A 17701-nucleotide genomic window follows, 5' to 3' on the forward strand; every position below is an offset into this window, starting at 1 on the left:
TAGCCGGGGCTCCGTCCGCGCGTTGCGGTCCGTGGGTGGTTGCGCAGGGCCATCCCGCCGGCCGACGACCCGGGGCAAGCCGAGCAGACCACCGCCCGACCCGCCAGCGTCCGTACGAGCCGTCAAGGTCCGCTTGACGTGGCGGGCCGGGCGGCGGCCCGCTCCCCAGGAGGGCGGGTCGGCGGCAGACGGGATGGCGGAGAAGTCCGGCTGCCAAGCTTCGACCGAGCTGCTATCCCGTTATTGCCTCAGTTACAAGTTCATCAATCTCGTCCGCCAGTCCGCAATCCGCCAGAGCATCTCGGATTACGCCCCGCGCTTCCTTGGAACGCAGGCTGCCTATATCTACACCCGCTGCGACCTCTTCTCCCCTCACCGCAAGGTTAGCGAGCGCCATGTGTACATCGTTACTGGGGTCAAACAACGGTAGCTGGACAGAGAACACGTCCTTCGAAAAGTCGCGCCTTCCAAACTGGCCTACGGATTGGAAGGGTGCTACGAGTTCGGTGAATTTGCGGCTGTTAAATACAGACTCCAGATACAGAGCCTCTTTCGGGTCCGGGAAGACGCCCCATAGCAACTGCTGGTCAACTACGCTCTGCTCCTTCGGGATCCGCGCGGCCACCAGGATGGACCCAGACTTGTTGTAAACTAGGCGGTCGCCTCGGACGGGAAGTTGGTTCGTCAAGTTCCGCTGGAAATCAAGCCGTTGCCTCAAATCCATTCTGCTTCCGCGCGGACGCCCCTCCAGCCAGATTTGTTCGGCTTTCCGCCACCACTCGGCCAAGCCGGGGAAATGGTCAATTTCTTCCGACTTGCCGTGCATTAGGTCGCCGTGATGGATTGGGAGAACGGCCGTTTCCGGCATTAGTCGACGGAAGGGAAGAATTGACGATCCGAAGTAGGCCGGGTAGATGAACCGTTCCTCAACGAAACCAGTCAGGGTGTCGACGGATTTCCATGGCGGCTTTTCTTGGTTGGAACGGCTGCTCTTTACGCGTTTACGGCCCGATGAAGCACCCAGTGGGCCGGCAGACTGAGCCACTTCAACGACCGACAGAACCTGAGGGTAGATGGTGGCTCCATTGGCGAAGCGTGCCCGGTAAGCGGACGCGGCGGTGCCTCTCGCAACCGCTCCGTCTTGCGTATGAAGGTGCTCTGCTGCCCGCTCCCACGAGATATCTCTTGCCGGCAGCGTGCCAGACCATTTCACGACGTCGGTTCCAAGGGGGCCAGCAGTTTCAGACAATTGCCCAAACACGGCGCATGACGGTACTGGGAACATCGCTGGCTTGGACTTGACGGACGCATGGTCCCAAGCTGACGTGAAGCGGAAACGGAGCGTGGCAAAGCTGCTGTCGTACTTGCCGCTTCTGAATCCCTTGTACTGCTTCCGCGTCAAAGCGGCGAGAGGCATAACGAATGCAAATTTCCCAGCCTCTGACAAGTACAGTTCGGCAGAGCGGACGACGAAATACGAGGAAAGGTCTTGAATGTTGGCAACGTTGCCCCCTGCCCAGAGCCCCCGCTCGCTACTTCTAGTCTTGAACTCGCCCTGCAGAGTGCTAGGCATGTACCTGTAGGCCAGCCACGGCGGGTTGCCAATGAGGACATCTACTCTGTTGTCCTTGTTGGACAACCAGCGGGGCCGAGCAAGGTTGCGAACGTAGTAGCCCCAGATGTGATCCCGGCCCTCGTCATAGAGATCACAAAGAATCTGGAACGTTGCTGCGATCTCCTGTTGGTCGTCTGGGTGAACGCCGTGACGGCGGAACACCGCCGTGAGAGACGGAACCTGTCCCCGGGATCGACCGGTGCTGGCTTTTGTCGCCAGCTCGCTGACAAGCCTGTCAAAGCTAGAGACGTCGGCAACCACCCGGTTAGGGAAGCGGAGTTGCCGGGACCAAAGCTCGGAACCATCGGCGGTTGAGACGGTGAGGTCTCCAGACGACGAAAGCAGATCTTCACCTTGATGCCATTGGAGACTGTCCCCGAGATAAACCGGAATGGCGAGCGGCCCCCGCTCGCCTTGCAGGCGTTCCGATCCAATGGCTAACAGGTAGGTGACTCGGGCCAGGGTTACGGCCACTGGGTGGATATCTACGCCAAAAACGTGCTGAGTCACGCCTTTCATCGCCGCAGCATCGTCAATCTCGGCAGACCCGGCATGGTCCAGGTATCGCCGGACAGCATGGAAAAGAAACGTGCCGGAGCCGCAGGATGGATCGAGTACACGCTGAGTTAGTGGAGCGGTAATGGTCTCGTGAACCATGCGCTCGGCAAGCCAGTCCGGTGTGTAGTACTCGCCAAGTTCGTGTCGCTGTATCGGATCGATAACCGACTCGTAGAGGACCTTCAGCACATCGTGCTCAACCGACTTCCAGTCAAAGCGCGAGAGTCGACGTGCTAGGGTCCGCACGAAGGCGCGGCCACCTTCGGCCTCTAATACCCAATCGAAGAAGTCTGCCTCCACGACGCCGCCGATTTCTGCTTGGTCAAAGAGTCTCCCTGACAGCAGGTCGTCGGGCGAATAACTTCCGCTAGCTAGATCAAAGCCGAGCACGGCGTGCGCAATTAGTTCCGCACTGATGACCAGATAGGTGTGGTCCACAAAGAGTTGGTCATCGTCGCTGAAGTGGGTTCCATAGGCGGTTGCCAAAAGGCGCGCCCACAGATCTCGCTTCAGCTTAACGTGAGAATCAAGCTTGCAGTCGCCGTATAAGGCAAGCAGAGAGGCCTTGTCGAGTAAATGGCTGGGACTGTGGGCACCGAGCCGCCGGACGATGTTGGCGGGCGTAGGGCGGATGCCTTGTTGAGTAGCAAGGACACCCTCAAGCCACACCAATAGACCGTCAACGTCCGGGTCCTTAGCTGCAACTCGAAATTCAGCGACACAGTCGAGCTTTCCGGCCGGCGACAAGTGGTAGGCGTACCAGTCGCATCCGTCTGTTAGGACGCCGACATACCGCTCCTGAAATACGTTGGACCTGGCGCGCACGTATCCAGTCAGCTGCTCTTCGGCATCTTCCTTTACCCTGCCAACTGTCAGATCCTTCTTCACCTCGATGACGGTGAAGCCGATCTCGACGTCTATTCGGCGCCCGCCCGTGACCGGAGACTCCAGCGCAACCGCCCCGTCTTTCAAGTCAAGGCCGCCGTACAGCAGGAGCGTGCGGACATCAGTCTGAATGTCAGCCTCGGATCGGGGGCGACGACGGTCGGCGAGCCGCCGGACAAGTTCTACAAGATCTACGGAGGGTGCCGGCATGGCTTGCACCTTAGTTGGTCCAGCCAGGCTCGTCAGGCCGCGACTCTCGCGGTGGGCCGTTGCTGGGCCGTCTCCGGGCCGTCTGGGCCGTCACCGGGCCGTGAAACGCCGACCAAAGATGACCGACGACGACCACCAACACCCGAAGAACAGCAGGTCAGCCGCCGTGTAACAGCGGCTGACCTGGTGGGCGACGGACGAGTCGACCTGTACGGCGGAACCTGATCGAGGAGACCGAAGTCAGGCACCGAGTGGGGGGCGTGGTGAGTCGAAGGTGCGGACGCCTCGGGAGCGCAGGAGTGCGTTGACTCGGTCTCGGGTTTCCTGGTTCGGCTTGCGCAGCATCCAGATGCGACCTACCAGGACTGCGCTGTTGGGGCCGGGCACGTCCCACGGCCCGCCGTTGGGATAGACGGCCAGGGCGATCTGCCCGAAGCCGGGTCGGGTCAGCCCAGCTTCGCGGATCTCCTCCCATCGGTAGCGGCGGGTGACTCGGCCGCGGTGTCGAACCAGCAGTCCGGTCTCGTCGGCCAACAGGGCGTCGCCCCGCTGCAACCAGGCGACTACCACCGTGGCGAGCAGGAGACCGACCGGCACGAACGGGAAGGTGGGCGCCAGCCAGATGCCGGCGGCGACCAGCAAGGCGAGCGCACTGACCGGGACGAGCACCGCAGGCCACAGTCGCGAGGCGAGCAGCTCCTCCCTACCAGGCTTCCGGTCGTCGACCATTTGGCTTTCGTTCCCAGTTCATAATGGACCGACACCTGCCGGACGTGGTGAGAGCTCGACGGGAGCAGCGGTTGACAAGGACCAGGTCCAGGCCTTCGCCAGGCCGTCGAAGGTGGGGCCAGCCGTGACTGGGTGACTGATTGGGTGACGACGGATGCAAGGGTGGACAGACGCCCGTGGACGCCAGCGGATTGTTCGGCTAGCTCGGCCCGGCCGCTCAAGCAGCTCAGTCGACAGCGATCATTCCTTCGGGACGAAGAGGTCAAGCTCCGCTAGCCAAACGGCCCGCGGAGCTTGACATCCATAGGAGCATTGGGACGGATGTTTGCCTAACAGGGGGAGCTTCTAATCTTCCTGGCACGCGTGTTGTCGATTAGGTGAGACCTAGTGGTTCGAGCGGTGAAGGCATCCTCAATGCAAGAACGCAGTGCCCAGTCCGACGACGGGTACTTCCACCAACGAGCGTAAAGCTTGTCTCCATCGATGTTGTCGTCCAGCCGAGGCGGAAGTGTAACGCTCGTTCCCTCGGCAGAGGGAAGGGTGATACCCATCAGGCCACTACGTCGGTTTAGCTTGTCGTGGCGGAGAGTGGAGTAAATCTCCCAATCAACGTAGCGCCGCGCCCACGTGCACTGACCAAGTAGCACGATTGTTACTGTCGAATCCGTCAGATATCGTTCGCGGATGCAGTCCATGACGTAGTCAGTGTCATCGCTGTCAATGAAGTCGTCTTCATCGGAAACACCCAAGACCCGCGCAATAAAGAGATGTCCAAATGATTCGACAAATTCCTCTGCCTCGGCCTGGTCCGCGTGGTGGTATGAGATGAAGCATTTCCGCCGAGTAGGATCAGTGCTCTTCCTGGCGGCAGCTTCCGCAATCCGCGATAGTCGAATCTCACCGTACGTTGCCATCTGGAGTACCTCCTAGCCTCTGGACTCTTTCAATTAGACCTAGGCCGACCGTCTTGCTCAATCTCCGCTCATGAGCAAGCTTCCGAAGCTCCTCGGTGAACTGAGACATGCCTTCGCTCACCACGACGAGGTCAGCTACAAGGGCTTCGTATTCGGGGAAAAGGCGTTGAATTTCCTGAGGAGACATGGAGGCCATCGTCGGGTCGGCAATTTTGGCGTCGTACCACCGGCGGAACTTTGCCTGCCAGCACGTCAGGTGTGGCCGCAAGCCGTCATTTAGTGCTTTTAGGAGTATCTCGGCAAGCATGGGGGCGCTTTCTCCCGCGCGCATGGCGTCAGGAGGAACCGTCTTTGCCAACTCACGGAGCGCCCGGAACAGGTCGTACCACGAGTTATACATCTCTACAATAACGTCATGGTCGGGATCAAAAGGAATTGCAGCCTTCCGAGATCGCAGCTCCACCCATGCAGTGTGAGCGATCTGAGCCACATCGTTATTGGGGCATATTTCGATCTGACCGAGTCCAGCGAAACGGAAGTTAACCTTAGTCAGGCGCCACCTTGCACCTCTTCTTGCAAGGGCAAAAAGTCCGATCACGATCAGAGCAACGGCTATCACGGCAACTATGCCAACCTGAACGTTTAAACCCCAGCCCTGAATCTTGACGTAGAAGACGTCGCGCCAGCTCATGGCCGGACCCCCCAGGTCGCGTGTGTAACTGCTTTCCCCAACGTCTAGCTGGCGAGGGCGCTCGCGACGGCAAACACTAACGCAGCGCTAGCAGCACAACTAATCTTGTTGTCATAGGCGGCACGGAGAGCATCACCGATAGGTAGGCGAACCACTCGAAGGTCCCGTTCTGCTGACTCTGGCTTCGGCGTACCCGCCGAGGCATGTCTCACAACCCAAAGATGGATGTATGCGGGACTCAGGCCAGGTAGTGGACAAAGCCTTCCATGGTTCGTCCACTTGCCGTCCCGGTATCCAGTCTCTTGCTCTAGCTCTCGCTTGGCTGCGTCCTCAGATGTCTCGTCATGTTCGACATTTCCCCCAGGAAGCTGGAGTGTTCGGCCGATTAGGTAGTGGTATTGCTCCACAAGTAAGATGTGTTCGTCCACAAGCGCAGCAACTCGGACCTGGTCAGACGTTTCGATCCAGTCATACTCGCCAAGAGTTCCATCCGGACGAGTCACCTCGTCTTGATGCACGTTGAAACGAGGCGTCGAGTGGGCGATCCTGCTTCGAGTGGTTGTCCATGGCCCGCGGGGCATAACAAGCAACTGTAGTGGGTCTATGGCGTCTCTGCTGCGAGGTTGCGGTGCAGGCGAGTCAGATTTTTGCCAAAGCTAGGGGCGTGCAGCCACAAGCGATGGCAGCGAGTAGCGGTTTAGCTACTCGCCGTCAATTACCCGGTTTTTGGCAACGGTTTCGTGACCGAATGGGCGGGCGCGAGGAGCTACCTAGCGAGGGGGTTCCGGATCAACATCCGCTCCCAGGGCCGGGTTGATCCGCCCAGACGCGGTGCCACTGGGACAGGGCCCGCCTGAGGAGCGCTGGCCCGGGTAGATCCAGCGGCGCAGACGAGCCTGTCGACTGAGGTCGGTGACCCCCTTGCTGGTACTCCATAGGTTCAGGACTGCGGCCAGGACCAGGAGGTAGGGCCCATGGCCAGCCATCGTCAGGCGGAGTCAGCAGTGAGTCAGCAAACAGCCCACTGCTCGATAGTGAGGGGCGGAAGGAGCGACAAGCCGGCCGAGCGCGAGGGCAGAGGACGATGCCCGTCGACACTGGCTGATGACCGCGACCAGGCTCCCCCCGGCGGGGGTCGCGCTTGATTGGACGGGCGGACGTCGACAGCAACGCTGACAGCAACGAGCCTGGACAGCGACATACGAACATGGCCAGGCAGGGACGCCGCTCCGAGCGTGCGACCGGGCGCAGATGGGCGCGGACGCGGTGCACAGAGCTTGTAAGCGAGATGTCGCCGGTTCGATCCCGGCCGGGGGCTCCAATCCCACCAGGTGGTTTCGGTGGGCGCTGTCGGGCGGTTCGCCGTGTTGCCCGCTCGTCACGAAGCGGGCACCGGAGGCGCAGCGGATTCAGACCGTCCTGCGGAGGCCGGCGAGCTGTAGAGCGGTGAAGCCGGCGACCACCACCGCCTGTGCGATCACCAGTGCGGTGCCGAGGCCGGTCAGCGGGAACCACCCGGCGATGAGTAGTTCCACGCTCGCGACCACCCATGCGGTGTTGACAGCGATCACGACACCCACGGCGGGCCGGCTCACCCTCGGCTTCGACGCGAGGAAGAGCAGAGCGGCCGCGAAAGCGACCAGGAACGCGCCGATCGGGTAGAGGAAGGCGGCGGGAAGGCCGAACATCTCGCCGAAGATCGCCGCGGCGGCGAGGTAGACGACTCCGTTGGCGCCCGAGCCGATCGCGTCCTGCTTGAGGGCGAAGCAGAGCAGCTTGGCGTCATCGGCGGTCTGGACGGTGCTGGCGGCGGTAACCATCTCGGGGTCCCTTCGTGGTGCTGACGTGCGTCTGATCACGAAGCTACGGAGGTCGGCGCGATGCCGAATCAGTCGTCGTGACGGTAGGTTGCCAGTCGTGCTGCACGGGCGGGCCAAGGAACAGGCGCAGGTCGAACGGCTGTTGGAAGGCGCCCGGAACGGTCGCGGCGGCACGCTGGTGATGCGCGGTCCGGCGGGGATCGGCAAGTCGGCACTCCTCGAGTACGCCGCCGGCCGGGCAGCCGGCCTACGGGTGTTGCGCGGCGTCGGTATCGAGTCCGAGGCGGCACTGCCGTTCGCCGCACTGCACCTGCTCCTGCGTACCGGGCTCGACCGGATCCACGCGCTGCCCGGCCCGCAGGCCACCGCGCTCCGCGGTGCACTGGGGTTGGGCGACGCCCCGCCGGAGAGCCGGTTCCTGGTCGGACTGGCCACGCTGAGCCTGCTGTCCGAGCTGGCCGGGGACGGCGCGCTGCTCTGTCTCATCGACGACGCGCAGTGGTTCGACCAGGCATCCACCGACGCCCTTGTCTTCGCCGCGCGTCGACTCGACGCGGACGGCGTCGCCATGCTCTTCGCCGCTCGCCCGGATTTCCCCGCCCCGGGGCTTGACGAGCTGCGGCTGGGCGGCCTGGACAGAGCCGCGGCCGCGGCGCTGCTCCCCGCCGACCTTCCGCCCCAGGTGCGGGAGCGCCTCATCCAGGAGTCGGACGGCAACCCGCTGGCCCTCATCGAGTTGCCCGCCGCGCTCAGTCCCGAACAGCGGGCGGGACGACTGTCGCCGGTGGGTGCGATGCCGGTGGCCGATCGCGTCCAGGCGGCGTTCCACGCGCAGATGGCGGAGCTTCCCGAGCACGCGCGCGCTGCGCTGCTGATCGCGGCGGCGGGCGGCTCGGGTGAGCTTGCGACGCTGGTCGCTGCCGGCGCTTCCCTGCACGGTCTCGAAGCGGCCGAGCGGAGCCGGCTGATCGAGATCAGCGGGTCGGTCGTCGATTTCCGTCATCCCCTGATCAGGGCCGCCGCCTATCACAGTGCCTCCGTCAGCCGACGCCTCGCCGTACATCGAGCGCTTGCCGACGCGCTGACCAGCTCGACCGCGCCGGATGCCGCTGACCGGCGGACCTGGCACCTGGCCGCCGCCGCGCTCGGTCCCGACGAGGACGTCGCGGAACGGTTGGAGGAGGCGGCGGGCCGGGCCCGTACCCGTGGCGGCCACGCCGCGATGACGGCCGCCTACGAACGCGCCGCCGAGCTCACCGCCGATCCGGTACGCCGATCCGCGCGGCTGGCCGCCGCCGCACTGGCCGCGAGCGACGCCGGCCTGATGCGCCGTGCGGCCGCACTCGCCGACCGCGCACCCCCCGAGGTGGACGACCCCACGATGATCGTGGCGCTGACCCAGGTACGCGCCCATCGCGAATTCGAGTTGGGCACCCCGCTGGCGGCGGGCCGCATCATCATGGACACCGTCCCCCGCGTAGCGGCCCACGCCACCGAGCAGGCCCACTGGCTGCTGGTGGAGGCCGTCCGCTGCGCCTGGTTCGCCGGCGACCCGCGGCTGGCGGAGCAGGCAGCCGCGCAGCTCCAGGCGCTTCCCGGTTCGCCGCTGGTCAGCCAGGCGATCGGGCTGACCCGGCTGCTGCGCGGCGACATTCCCGGCGGAGTCAAGCTCATCAGCGAGGTGCTCGACGTACCCGCGCTCGCCGGGCTGGGCGTGCCCGGGCTGACCTTCACCGCCGCTGCCTGCCTCCCCGCGGGCCGTACCGCCCGCTGCGAAGAAATCACCGGACGGGTCGTGGCGGAATGCCAGCAGAGCGGCATGATCGGCTGGCTGGCGTTCGCGCTGCAGGACCACGGGTTCGTACAGGGGTTGCTCGGCTCGTACGGCGAGGCGCTGGCGACGCTCGACGCGGGGCTGCGGCTGGCGACGGAGCTGGGTCACGAGCACCGGGTCACCCACCTCACCTGCTGCATCGCCTGGGTGCTCGCCCATCAGGCGGATGTGCCGGGGTGCCGCGAGAAGGCCGAGGAAGGTGTCCGGCGAGCCGACGACCGGGGGCTGGTTCTCGCCGCGAGCATCGGGCGCTGGGCGCTCGGCCGGCTCGAACTCGGCCTGGGACACCCGGAGGCCGCCCTGCGGCAGTTGGAGGCCATCCCGCCGACGGGAATCGGAGTCCTCTGCGCCGCCGACCGGATCGAGGCAGCCGTCCGCAGTGACCAGCCGGAACGGGCCAGGGAGCCGCTGGAGCGCTACCTGACCTGGGCGCGGTACGTCGGTCAACCGGCATCGGACGCGATCGCCCTACGCTGCCGGGCCCTCGTCGAGCAGGATGAAGCGCACTTCGTGGCTGCCGTTCGGGTCCACGAGAGGGGCGATCAACCATACGAACAGGCGAGGACGCGGCTCGCCTACGGCGAGTGGCTGCGGCGGGCCCGAAGGCGGGCGGACGCCCGCGCAGAGCTGCGCGGCGCACTGGAGATCTTCGATCGACTCGGTGCGGAGCTGTGGGCCGGGCGGGCCCGTGCCGAGCTGCGGGCGACCGGGGACGTGCCGGCCGCGCCCCGCAGGGCCGGCGACCCGCTCAGTGTCCTCACTCCCCAGGAACGGGAGGTCGTCCGGCTGGCGGCCGGTGGCGCCTCGAACCGCGACATCGGCGCCCAGCTCTTCCTCAGCCCGCGGACCGTCGGCTACCACCTCTACAAGGCGTTCCCCAAGCTGGGCATCACCTCCCGATCCCAGCTGGCAGCCATCGTCCGGTCCTCCTCCATCGAGTGAGCCGTCAGCGGCGCGGGCGGCCGCGCGCCCGCCGGTGGACCGGTTGACGGCAACGCCGCGTCACACCGGGACAGCGCTGGGCCCTGCCGGACCCGGGCATCGGTGACACGACCGGACGAGGCGGATGATCTTTTCGGTCAGTTCTCCCGGTACCGCGTTGCCCGTCGATGGATTTCCCGCCTATGGTCCGCTGGCACTTTCTCATCCAGTGATACGGGGGTTCTTCTTGCCCAACATCCGTGGCGTCCTCTCGGGCGTCATCGCCGCGGTGGTCGTGACGACGGCGGTGTCCGGTCCCGCCATCGCCGCCCCGGCGGCGACCCCTCCCCACACCGCTCTCACCGTCGACGGCCACCCCAACTCCTGGTGGTACCAGGGCTCCCAGGTGTTCGACCAGGCCGCCGGCGCCACCTTCACCGTCGGCGCGGCCGCCGGCGGTGAGCTCAACCTCCGCGCCGACCAGGGCGGCGACAACTGGACGTGGCGACTGGCCCCGCCGACCGGCGCGTCCTGGACCGCCGGCACCACGTATCAGCTGGCCGGTTACCCCAGCGCCGAGTACGCCCTCGTCGACGTGCAGCACGCCGGGGCGGGCTGTGACGAGGCTCCGGGCACGCTGACCGTCCGGGAAGCCACCACCGACCCGGAGACCGGTGCGTTGACTGCCTTCGCGGCGTCGTACGGCATCTCCTGCTTCTCCAGCTACGACGACCTGCACGGCGAGATCCGGTGGCAGTCGTCCGTCGACTACGCCGCCGCCGCGACGGACGTCATGTCGCACAACTTCGGCGACCGGCTGGTGGGCAGCGCGCCGGTGACCCGCACGATCACGGTGACGTCGACCGGGTCGGCGGCGACGGTGTTCGGCACGGCCAGCTTCCTCTTCCCGACGACCGCCCACTCCATCACCGGCGACACCTGCTCGGACACCACCCGAGCCCCGGGGGAGACCTGCACCATCACGATCAGCGCCGCACCGACCAAGCTGGGCGGCGACTGGACGTGGCTCCAGCTCCCCGACAACACGTCGCTGGGCAAGCGGTACGTGCAGCTCGGCGTCAACGGCCTGGACCCGCGTACGGTCGGGGTCTCCCCGGCCTCGCTCTCCTTCGGCGACCAGTACATCGCCGACCGGGGCCAGGCGAACTCCGTCACGGTGACCGGCACCAGCGCGGAGCCGACCACTTTCGGGGCGGCCACCGTCACCGGCACCGACGCCTCGTCGTTCGTCGTCACCGCCGACACCTGCAAGGGTGCGACGCTCGCCAAGGGTCAGACCTGCCGGGTGGACGTCGCGCCGGTGCCGGCCGGCGCGGGCATCCGGACCGCGGTCCTGGAGCTGCCGAACAACAGCCTCTCCAGCCCGCGCACGGTGCCGTTGACCGCGAACGGCGTGATCGGCTCCCGGGGTACCTACTACCCGCTCTCACCGGCGCGGATCATGGACACGCGTACCGGGAACGGCGCCGCGAAGGCCAAGCTCGGCCCGAACGGTACGGCGAACCTCCAGGTGACCGGGCGGGGCGGCGTCCCGTCCACCGGCGTGTCCGCGGTGGTGCTCAACGTGACCGTCACCGAGCCGACGGCGTCGAGCTTCCTGACGGTGTACCCGTCGGGCAAGCCGAAGCCGAACGCCTCGTCGCTGAACTTCAAGCGGGGTTGGACCCGGTCCAACTCGGTGACGGTGGCCGTTGGCTCGGGCGGCAAGGTGGCGATCAACAACAGCTCGGGCTACACCCACGCGATCGTCGACGTGGTCGGCTTCTACGCCAGCGACAACAGCTTCATGTTCACCGAGCGCGGACTCGGCGGGCAGTTCCTGCCGGTGGTCCCGCGACGGCTCTTCGACAGCCGTAGCGACTGGGGGCAGAAGCTGCCGGCCGACCACCAGGTGCGGCTGGCGCTGAACTACGGCTACGACGCCAACTGGCGGATGCGGGCCGCGGTCGTCAACATCACCGCGGTGACGCCGACGTCCGCCGGCTTCCTGACGGCGTGGAACGGCGAATGGCCGGAGCCGAAGACGTCGACGGTCAACTACGGGGCCAGGTCGATCACGCCCAACCTGGCGGTCGTGCCGGTCCGGCACTGCTACGACTGCCCGTGGGGTTCGGAGCTGCCCACCTTCGGCGTCTACACGCTGAAGGACACTCACGTGGTCGTGGACATCGTCGGTTTCATCGACGACTCGGGCCTGCGCAACGGTCTGCGCTTCAACCCGCGGACGCCGACCCGGATCGTGGACAGCCGGGTGGGTCAGGGCCTGCCGGCCAACCTCGGTGGCGGCCGGACCGGCGTGGTCACCACGCCCACCGCGGTGGCGACGACCGACACCCGGGCGCTGGCGCTCAACGTCACGGCGGTGGCTCCCACCGCGAGCACCTTCCTGAAGGTGTGGCCGAACGGCATCAGCGGCATCGACCGGCCGGACGTCAGCAACCTGAACGCGGCGGCCGGGGAGACCGTGGCCAATGCGGGGGTCACCCTGATCGGCCCGACCGACCAGTTCAACATCTACAACAACTCGGGTACCACGGGCGTGGTCGCCGATGTCGTCGGCACCTTCTGGCTCTACCCGGGTACCGCCGGTACGGCCGTGAGTGGTCTCACCCTGGGCGCTCCGCCCGCCGAGCCCACCCCGGGCGACATGCCGAAGCCGGACCTCGCGCGACGATGAACGGCTGAACGGAAAGACACGGACGGGCGGTGGCCGGCGACGGTCACCGCCCGTTCCGCGTCCACGGCACGTCGGCCGGGGGCGCAGACCGAATCCGGCGCGTCACTCGCCGCCGTTCGACTCCTCGTGGAAGTAGACGGTGAGCGAGTACCAGTCACCGTGCTCGTTGATCTCGTTCTCGAAGGTCATGTCCTGGATCCACACCGGCCCGAGTTCCTCGATGGTGTCCGCGACCCGCCGGAGCAGCGCCGGCACGTCGTCCTGGCCGGGCCCGACGGGGTTCGCCGTGGCGAAGTACCGGACGGTGGGGAATTCGGAAACCTCGTTCACAATAAGATTGTTGCATCGATAGATACCGTTGCGTTGCCCCTCGGTGCCGGCCGCGACCGGGTGGCTCCAGCTGCAGGCGACGGCGATAGCCTGGCGCTGACGGCGGGGACGACGGGTGGGGGCCGATGAGTCGTGCGGTGGAGGAGTCGAACCGGGCCATGCTGCGCGCCCGGGACGCGATGGACCGGGCGTACGCCGAGCCGCTGGACATCCCGGCGCTGGCCCGGATAGCGCTCGTCTCCGAGGCGCACTTCATCCGGACCTTCCGCGCCACCTTCGGCGAGACCCCGCACCGCTACCTGCAACGGCGGCGGGTGGAACGCGCGATGTCGCTGCTGATCGAGAGCGAGCGGGACGTCACCGACATCTGCTTCGCGGTCGGCTTCAGCAGCCTTGGAACGTTCAGCCGGACGTTCCGGCAGATCGTCGGCGAGTCGCCCAGCGACTTCCGCAGGCGCCGCTCGGCCGCCGCCGCGACCGTGCCGAGCTGCTTCACCAAGGCCTGGACCAGACCCAGCAGTTTTGGATAAGCGGCAGGTCAGGCCCACCCTCTAGCGTGATGGGCATGACGATGAACGCGATCAGCCGCTCCCAGATCTACGTCCTCGACCAGGACGAGGCCCTCGACTTCTACGTCGGCAAGCTCGGCATGGAGGTCAATACCGACCAGGACCTCGGCTTCATGCGCTGGCTCACGGTCAACCTGCCCGGCGACCCGGAGCGCGAGATCCTGCTGGAGAAGCCGGGGCCGCCCGCCCTGGACCCGGCCACCGCCGAGCAGGTCCGGGAGCTGCTGACCAAGGGGGCGCTGGGTGGTTACCTCTTCATGACCACCGACGACGCTCGCAAGACGCACGAGGACCTGGTCGCCAAGGGCGTCGAGATCACCGACGAGCCGATGGAGCGCCCGTACGGGATCGACTTCGGCATCCGGGACCCGTTCGGCAACAAGATCCGCATCGGCCAGATGTTCCCCCGGGCCTGAGGGGAGCGGGGCCGTGACCGACGCGATCACCCTGCCCGCCGCCGGACCGGCCGCCCTCGGCCGGGACCGGGCCCTGCTGGTCGGCGGCGTCCTCGCCGGCCCGGTCTTCGCCGTGTCGGCGCTGGCCCAGGGCGTCACCCGGGACGGCTTCGACTTCCGGCGGCACCCGGTCAGCATGTTGAGCACGGGCGACCTGGGTTGGCTCCAGATCGCCACCTTCCTGGCCACCGGGGCGCTCTGCGTCGGCGCCGCCGCCGCGGTGCGCCGCCGGCCGGTGACCGGCTCGACCTGGCTGCCCCGGCTGCTCGCCCTCTGGGGGTTCGGCCTGATGGCGGCCGGGGTCTTCAGCGCCGACCCGGCCGACGGCTTCCCGGCCGGGACGCCGCGCGGGCCCGGGCAGATCAGCTGGCACGGCGGGCTGCACTTCCTCGCGGCGGCGGTCGCCTTCGGGTCGCTGATCGTGGCGACCGTCGTTGCCGGCCGCCGGGCCGCCCGCGACGGCGACCGGGTGTGGGCCGTCACCAGCATCGCGACCGGGGTGTTCTTCGCGCTCGCCTGGGGCGCGCTGATGGTCCGGCCCGGCCCGGTGGCCATGGTCGCCTTCGGTCTGGCGGTGACCGCCGGCTGGGCCTGGGTGACCGCGACGTTCGCGGCGGCGCTGCGACGGTCGCCTCGCTGAGCGTGATCGGGGCGGCGACGTCGAGGCGCGGGTTAGCATCGCGCCTCCCGACCGCACGAGGAGACGACGATGGCCACCCGGCTGCTCTACCTGGCTCGGCACGGCGAGCAGGACCGCCCGGAGGTCGAGTCGCCGGAGGTGGGGCTCTCCGAGCGGGGCCGCCGGCAGGCCGCGCTGCTCGGTCAGCGACTGCGGGCCGTACCGTTGCGCGCGTCCACCACGGCCCGCTGCGCCGGGCCGTCGAGACCGCCGAGCTGGTCGCCGGGTCACTGCCGACGGTCCCGGTGTACGCGACCGAGCTGGCCGGCGATCACCTGCCGCACGACACCGACCCGGCCGGGCTGCCGGTGGCGTACGCGAGTTTCCTGGCCGGATTCTCGGCGCGCGAGCGGGCCGACGGGCCGCGACTGGCGGCGGAGGCCGTCGCCCGGTTCGCCACGGCCCCGTGCGACGGTGACGTCCGCGAGCTGGTGATCACGCACAACTTCCTGATCGCCTGGCTGGTCCGGCACGCCCTGGACGCTCCGGAGCGGCGCTGGCTGGGTCTCAACCACCACAACGCCGGGCTGACCGTGATCCGCTACAGCTCGACCGGGCCGCCCAGCCTGATCGCCTTCAACGACGTGGCCCACCTGCCGCCCGAGCTGCGCGGCACCGGACTGCCCGGCGATTATCGGGTGTGACCGGGCGCGGTGGCGGCTACGGTCGCCGGATGACGACGCCGCCGCCCGACCTGCCGAAGACCGAGTTCGCCTTCCCGGGGCCGCTGCGGGACCAGCTCGTCGCGGCCGTCCTCGCCGGCACGAAGACCTCCACCACCGGCCTGCTCCAGGACCACGAGCGCGACGGCGAGCCGCTGCCGGTGGTCGGCGACCGCCTGGTGGTGGTCGACTCCGCCGACCGCCCGGTCGCGGTCATCGAGCTGACCGAGGTACGCGTCGTCCGGCTCGGCGACGTCGACCTGGACCACGCCCGGGACGAGGGCGAGGGGTACGACTCCGTCGCCGCCTGGCGCGTCGGGCACGAGGCGTACTGGCACGGGCCGGACTACCGGGGCTGGCTCGGCGACCCTGATTTCACCGTCACCGACGACACCCTCGCGGTCGCCGTACGCTTCCGCCTCCTGCACCGCTACTGACCCGTCCCCGCGAGCTCACCGGCGGCCGCACTTACCGAGAAAGAGTGGCTGTTCCGCGCGGAACAGCCACTCTTTCCGTGAATCTGCAACCCGAGAGGGGAGGGGTGGGGTGGGGCGGGTCAGCGGGCGGCGACGGTCCTGACGACGGCTTCGGCCATGGCCCGGGCGGACTGCGGGTTCTGGCCCGTGACCAGGCGGCCGTCGACGACGACGTGCTCGGTGAAGTTCGGCGCCGGTACGTGGACGGCACCGGCCTCGGTGAGCTTGTCGGCCAGCAGGAACGGGACCTCGTCGCTGAGGCCGACGGCGTTCTCCTCGTCGTTGGTGAAGCCGGCCACCCGCTTGCCCGCCACCAGGTGGGAGCCGTCGGAGAGCTTCAGGTTCACCAGCGCGGACGGGCCGTGGCAGACCGCCGAGACGACCCCGCCCCGCTCGTAGACGGTCGCGGCGATGCGCGCCAGGTCCGGGTCGTTCGGGAAGTCCCACATCGTGCCGTGACCGCCGGCGAAGACGATCACGTCGTATCCGGTCGGGTCGACGTCGGCGGCCTTCGGGGTGTGCTCCACGCCGGCGGTGGCCAGGAAGTCGTTCTGGGTCCGGTCGTTCTCGTCCCGGCCGTCCAGCGGCGGCTGGCCGCCGGCCACCGAGACCAGGTCGACGTCCCAGCCGGCGGCCCGGAACACCTCCCACGGCTCCGCGGCCTCGCCGACGTAGAAGCCGGTCTCGCGGCCGGTGGTGCCGAGCTGGCGGTGGCTGGTCAGAGCGATGAGTGCACGTGTCATGTCGACCATGCTGGCGCGCGAATCCATAGCCGACCAATAGGCGAACGACACAGCGACGATAGGTTTGCTGATGTGAAGGTGTCGCTCGACCTGCTCCGCAGCTTCCTGGCCGTGCACCGGTCCGGTTCGATCACCGCCGCCGCGGAGCTGCTCGGGCTGGCCCAGCCGACGGTCACCGCCCAGATCCGCGCGCTGGAGGAGGCGGTGGGCCGGCCGCTCTTCGACCGGGTGCCGAGGGGCGTGCTGCCCACCCCGGCCGGCGACGAGTTGGCCCGCCGGGTGGCCGATCCGCTGGACCGCCTCGACGCCGTACTCGCCGACGACACGGCCACGCCGTACCCGCGGACGGTCTTCCTCGGCGGGCGGCCGAGTTCCTCGCGGAGCTGGCGCTGCCGGCGGTGGCCGGTCTGGTCGCCGAGGGCCTGGAGCTGCGGGTCGCCGCGGGGCTGCCCGAGCAGCTCCTGGACGACCTTGCCGCCGGCCGGCTCGACCTGGTGGTGAGCAGCGTGCGTCCCCGCCGGCGGGGGCTGACCGCCGAGCCGCTCTACGACGAGGAGTTCGCCCTGGTCGCCGCGCCCGCCTGGGGGGATCGGCTGCCGACCCGGTGACCCCGCAGGCCCTGCGGGACGTGCCGCTGGTCGCCTACGCCGAGGAGGCGCCGATCCTGCGCCGCTGGTGGCGGACGGTCTTCGACACCCGACTCACCCGGACGCCGAATCTGGTGGTGGCCGACCTGCGCGCGGTGCTGGCGGCCGTGCTGGCCGGCGCCGGGGCGAGCGTGCTGCCGACGTACCTGTGCCGGGGTGAGCTGGCCTCCGGCGCGCTGCGGCCGCTGTCGAGCCCGGCGGTGCCGCCGCTCAACACGCTCTTCCTGGCCGCCCGGCCCGCGGTGGCGGGGCGGCGCGAGGTGCA

At 67.7% G+C, this 17701-nt stretch carries 18 protein-coding genes and 1 pseudogene; 11 read left to right on the forward strand and 8 right to left on the reverse strand.

All coding sequences use genetic code 11. The features are described 5' to 3' along the window. Positions 1 to 232: 232 nt before the first annotated feature. The 6 genes from JNW89_RS08165 to JNW89_RS08180 form a co-directional block, all read right to left on the reverse strand. Complete coding sequence (locus tag JNW89_RS08165) at positions 233 to 3268, reverse strand: N-6 DNA methylase (protein ID WP_238448398.1); 3036 nt, start codon at positions 3266 to 3268, stop codon at positions 233 to 235. A gap of 240 nt (positions 3269 to 3508) precedes the next feature. Next, positions 3509 to 3997 (reverse strand): hypothetical protein, encoded by a 489-nt coding sequence (locus JNW89_RS08170; RefSeq protein ID WP_238448399.1) that lies wholly within the window; start codon positions 3995 to 3997, stop codon positions 3509 to 3511. Positions 3998 to 4326: 329 nt separating this feature from the next. Next, positions 4327 to 4911 (reverse strand): TIR domain-containing protein, encoded by a 585-nt coding sequence (locus tag JNW89_RS38605; RefSeq protein ID WP_375155060.1) that lies wholly within the window; start codon positions 4909 to 4911, stop codon positions 4327 to 4329. After that, entirely contained in the window at positions 4895 to 5602 is a 708-nt protein-coding gene (locus tag JNW89_RS08175) for a hypothetical protein (protein ID WP_238448400.1), read from the reverse strand. Before JNW89_RS08175 ends, JNW89_RS38605 begins: the two co-directional genes overlap by 17 nt. Before the next feature lie 44 nt (positions 5603 to 5646). Further along, entirely contained in the window at positions 5647 to 6183 is a 537-nt protein-coding gene (locus JNW89_RS38610) for an NUDIX domain-containing protein (RefSeq protein ID WP_375155061.1), read from the reverse strand. 828 nt (positions 6184 to 7011) lie between these two features. Continuing rightward, positions 7012 to 7422 carry a hypothetical protein gene (locus JNW89_RS08180; RefSeq protein WP_238448401.1) on the reverse strand — a complete coding sequence of 137 codons (411 nt, stop codon included), beginning with the start codon at positions 7420 to 7422 and terminating at the stop codon, positions 7012 to 7014. A 97-nt stretch (positions 7423 to 7519) separates the two neighbouring features. Here JNW89_RS08180 and JNW89_RS08185 point away from each other — a divergent pair, with 97 nt between their 5' ends. Then, positions 7520 to 10198 carry a helix-turn-helix transcriptional regulator gene (locus JNW89_RS08185; RefSeq protein ID WP_238448402.1) on the forward strand — a complete coding sequence of 893 codons (2679 nt, stop codon included), beginning with the start codon at positions 7520 to 7522 and terminating at the stop codon, positions 10196 to 10198. 226 nt (positions 10199 to 10424) lie between these two features. After that, positions 10425 to 12875, forward strand: coding sequence for a choice-of-anchor D domain-containing protein (locus JNW89_RS08190; RefSeq protein WP_238448403.1), 2451 nt, complete (start codon positions 10425 to 10427; stop codon positions 12873 to 12875). Positions 12876 to 12977: 102 nt separating this feature from the next. On the opposite strand, the gene JNW89_RS08195 is transcribed toward JNW89_RS08190, so the two are convergent. Next, on the reverse strand, positions 12978 to 13205 hold the full coding sequence (locus JNW89_RS08195) for a hypothetical protein (RefSeq protein WP_238448404.1): 228 nt from the start codon (positions 13203 to 13205) through the stop codon (positions 12978 to 12980). Positions 13206 to 13330: 125 nt separating this feature from the next. Here JNW89_RS08195 and JNW89_RS08200 point away from each other — a divergent pair, with 125 nt between their 5' ends. The 6 genes and pseudogenes from JNW89_RS08200 to JNW89_RS08220 all read left to right on the forward strand — a co-directional run bounded on the left by JNW89_RS08200 (position 13331) and on the right by JNW89_RS08220 (position 16007). Continuing rightward, entirely contained in the window at positions 13331 to 13735 is a 405-nt protein-coding gene (locus tag JNW89_RS08200) for a helix-turn-helix domain-containing protein (RefSeq protein ID WP_088960002.1), read from the forward strand. 35 nt (positions 13736 to 13770) lie between these two features. Then, positions 13771 to 14190, forward strand: a complete 420-nt coding sequence (locus JNW89_RS08205; protein WP_238448405.1) for a VOC family protein — start codon at positions 13771 to 13773, stop codon at positions 14188 to 14190. A 13-nt stretch (positions 14191 to 14203) separates the two neighbouring features. Then, on the forward strand, positions 14204 to 14869 hold the full coding sequence (locus JNW89_RS08210) for a DUF998 domain-containing protein (protein ID WP_238448406.1): 666 nt from the start codon (positions 14204 to 14206) through the stop codon (positions 14867 to 14869). 69 nt (positions 14870 to 14938) lie between these two features. Beyond that, positions 14939 to 15025 (forward strand): annotated as a pseudogene (locus JNW89_RS38615) (histidine phosphatase family protein); the annotation flags it as partial. A gap of 128 nt (positions 15026 to 15153) precedes the next feature. Then, entirely contained in the window at positions 15154 to 15552 is a 399-nt protein-coding gene (locus JNW89_RS38620; protein WP_375155062.1) for a histidine phosphatase family protein, read from the forward strand. A gap of 29 nt (positions 15553 to 15581) precedes the next feature. Beyond that, positions 15582 to 16007, forward strand: coding sequence for an ASCH domain-containing protein (locus JNW89_RS08220; protein ID WP_238448407.1), 426 nt, complete (start codon positions 15582 to 15584; stop codon positions 16005 to 16007). A gap of 119 nt (positions 16008 to 16126) precedes the next feature. On the opposite strand, the gene JNW89_RS08225 is transcribed toward JNW89_RS08220, so the two are convergent. Further along, positions 16127 to 16789, reverse strand: coding sequence for a type 1 glutamine amidotransferase domain-containing protein (locus tag JNW89_RS08225; protein WP_238448408.1), 663 nt, complete (start codon positions 16787 to 16789; stop codon positions 16127 to 16129). A 72-nt stretch (positions 16790 to 16861) separates the two neighbouring features. Between JNW89_RS08225 and JNW89_RS08230 the strand changes: the two genes are divergently transcribed. From JNW89_RS08230 to JNW89_RS36600, 3 genes are all read left to right on the forward strand, one after another. Next, on the forward strand, positions 16862 to 17290 hold the full coding sequence (locus JNW89_RS08230; protein ID WP_238448409.1) for a LysR family transcriptional regulator: 429 nt from the start codon (positions 16862 to 16864) through the stop codon (positions 17288 to 17290). After that, complete coding sequence (locus JNW89_RS36595; protein WP_255540562.1) at positions 17251 to 17397, forward strand: LysR substrate-binding domain-containing protein; 147 nt, start codon at positions 17251 to 17253, stop codon at positions 17395 to 17397. The genes JNW89_RS08230 and JNW89_RS36595 overlap by 40 nt, the downstream gene beginning before the upstream one ends. Continuing rightward, on the forward strand, positions 17394 to 17701 hold a 308-nt coding region (locus JNW89_RS36600), incomplete at its 3' end, for a LysR substrate-binding domain-containing protein (protein ID WP_309139963.1). The genes JNW89_RS36595 and JNW89_RS36600, both read left to right, overlap by 4 nt.

This window comes from Micromonospora sp. 4G55 (assembly GCF_016803375.1).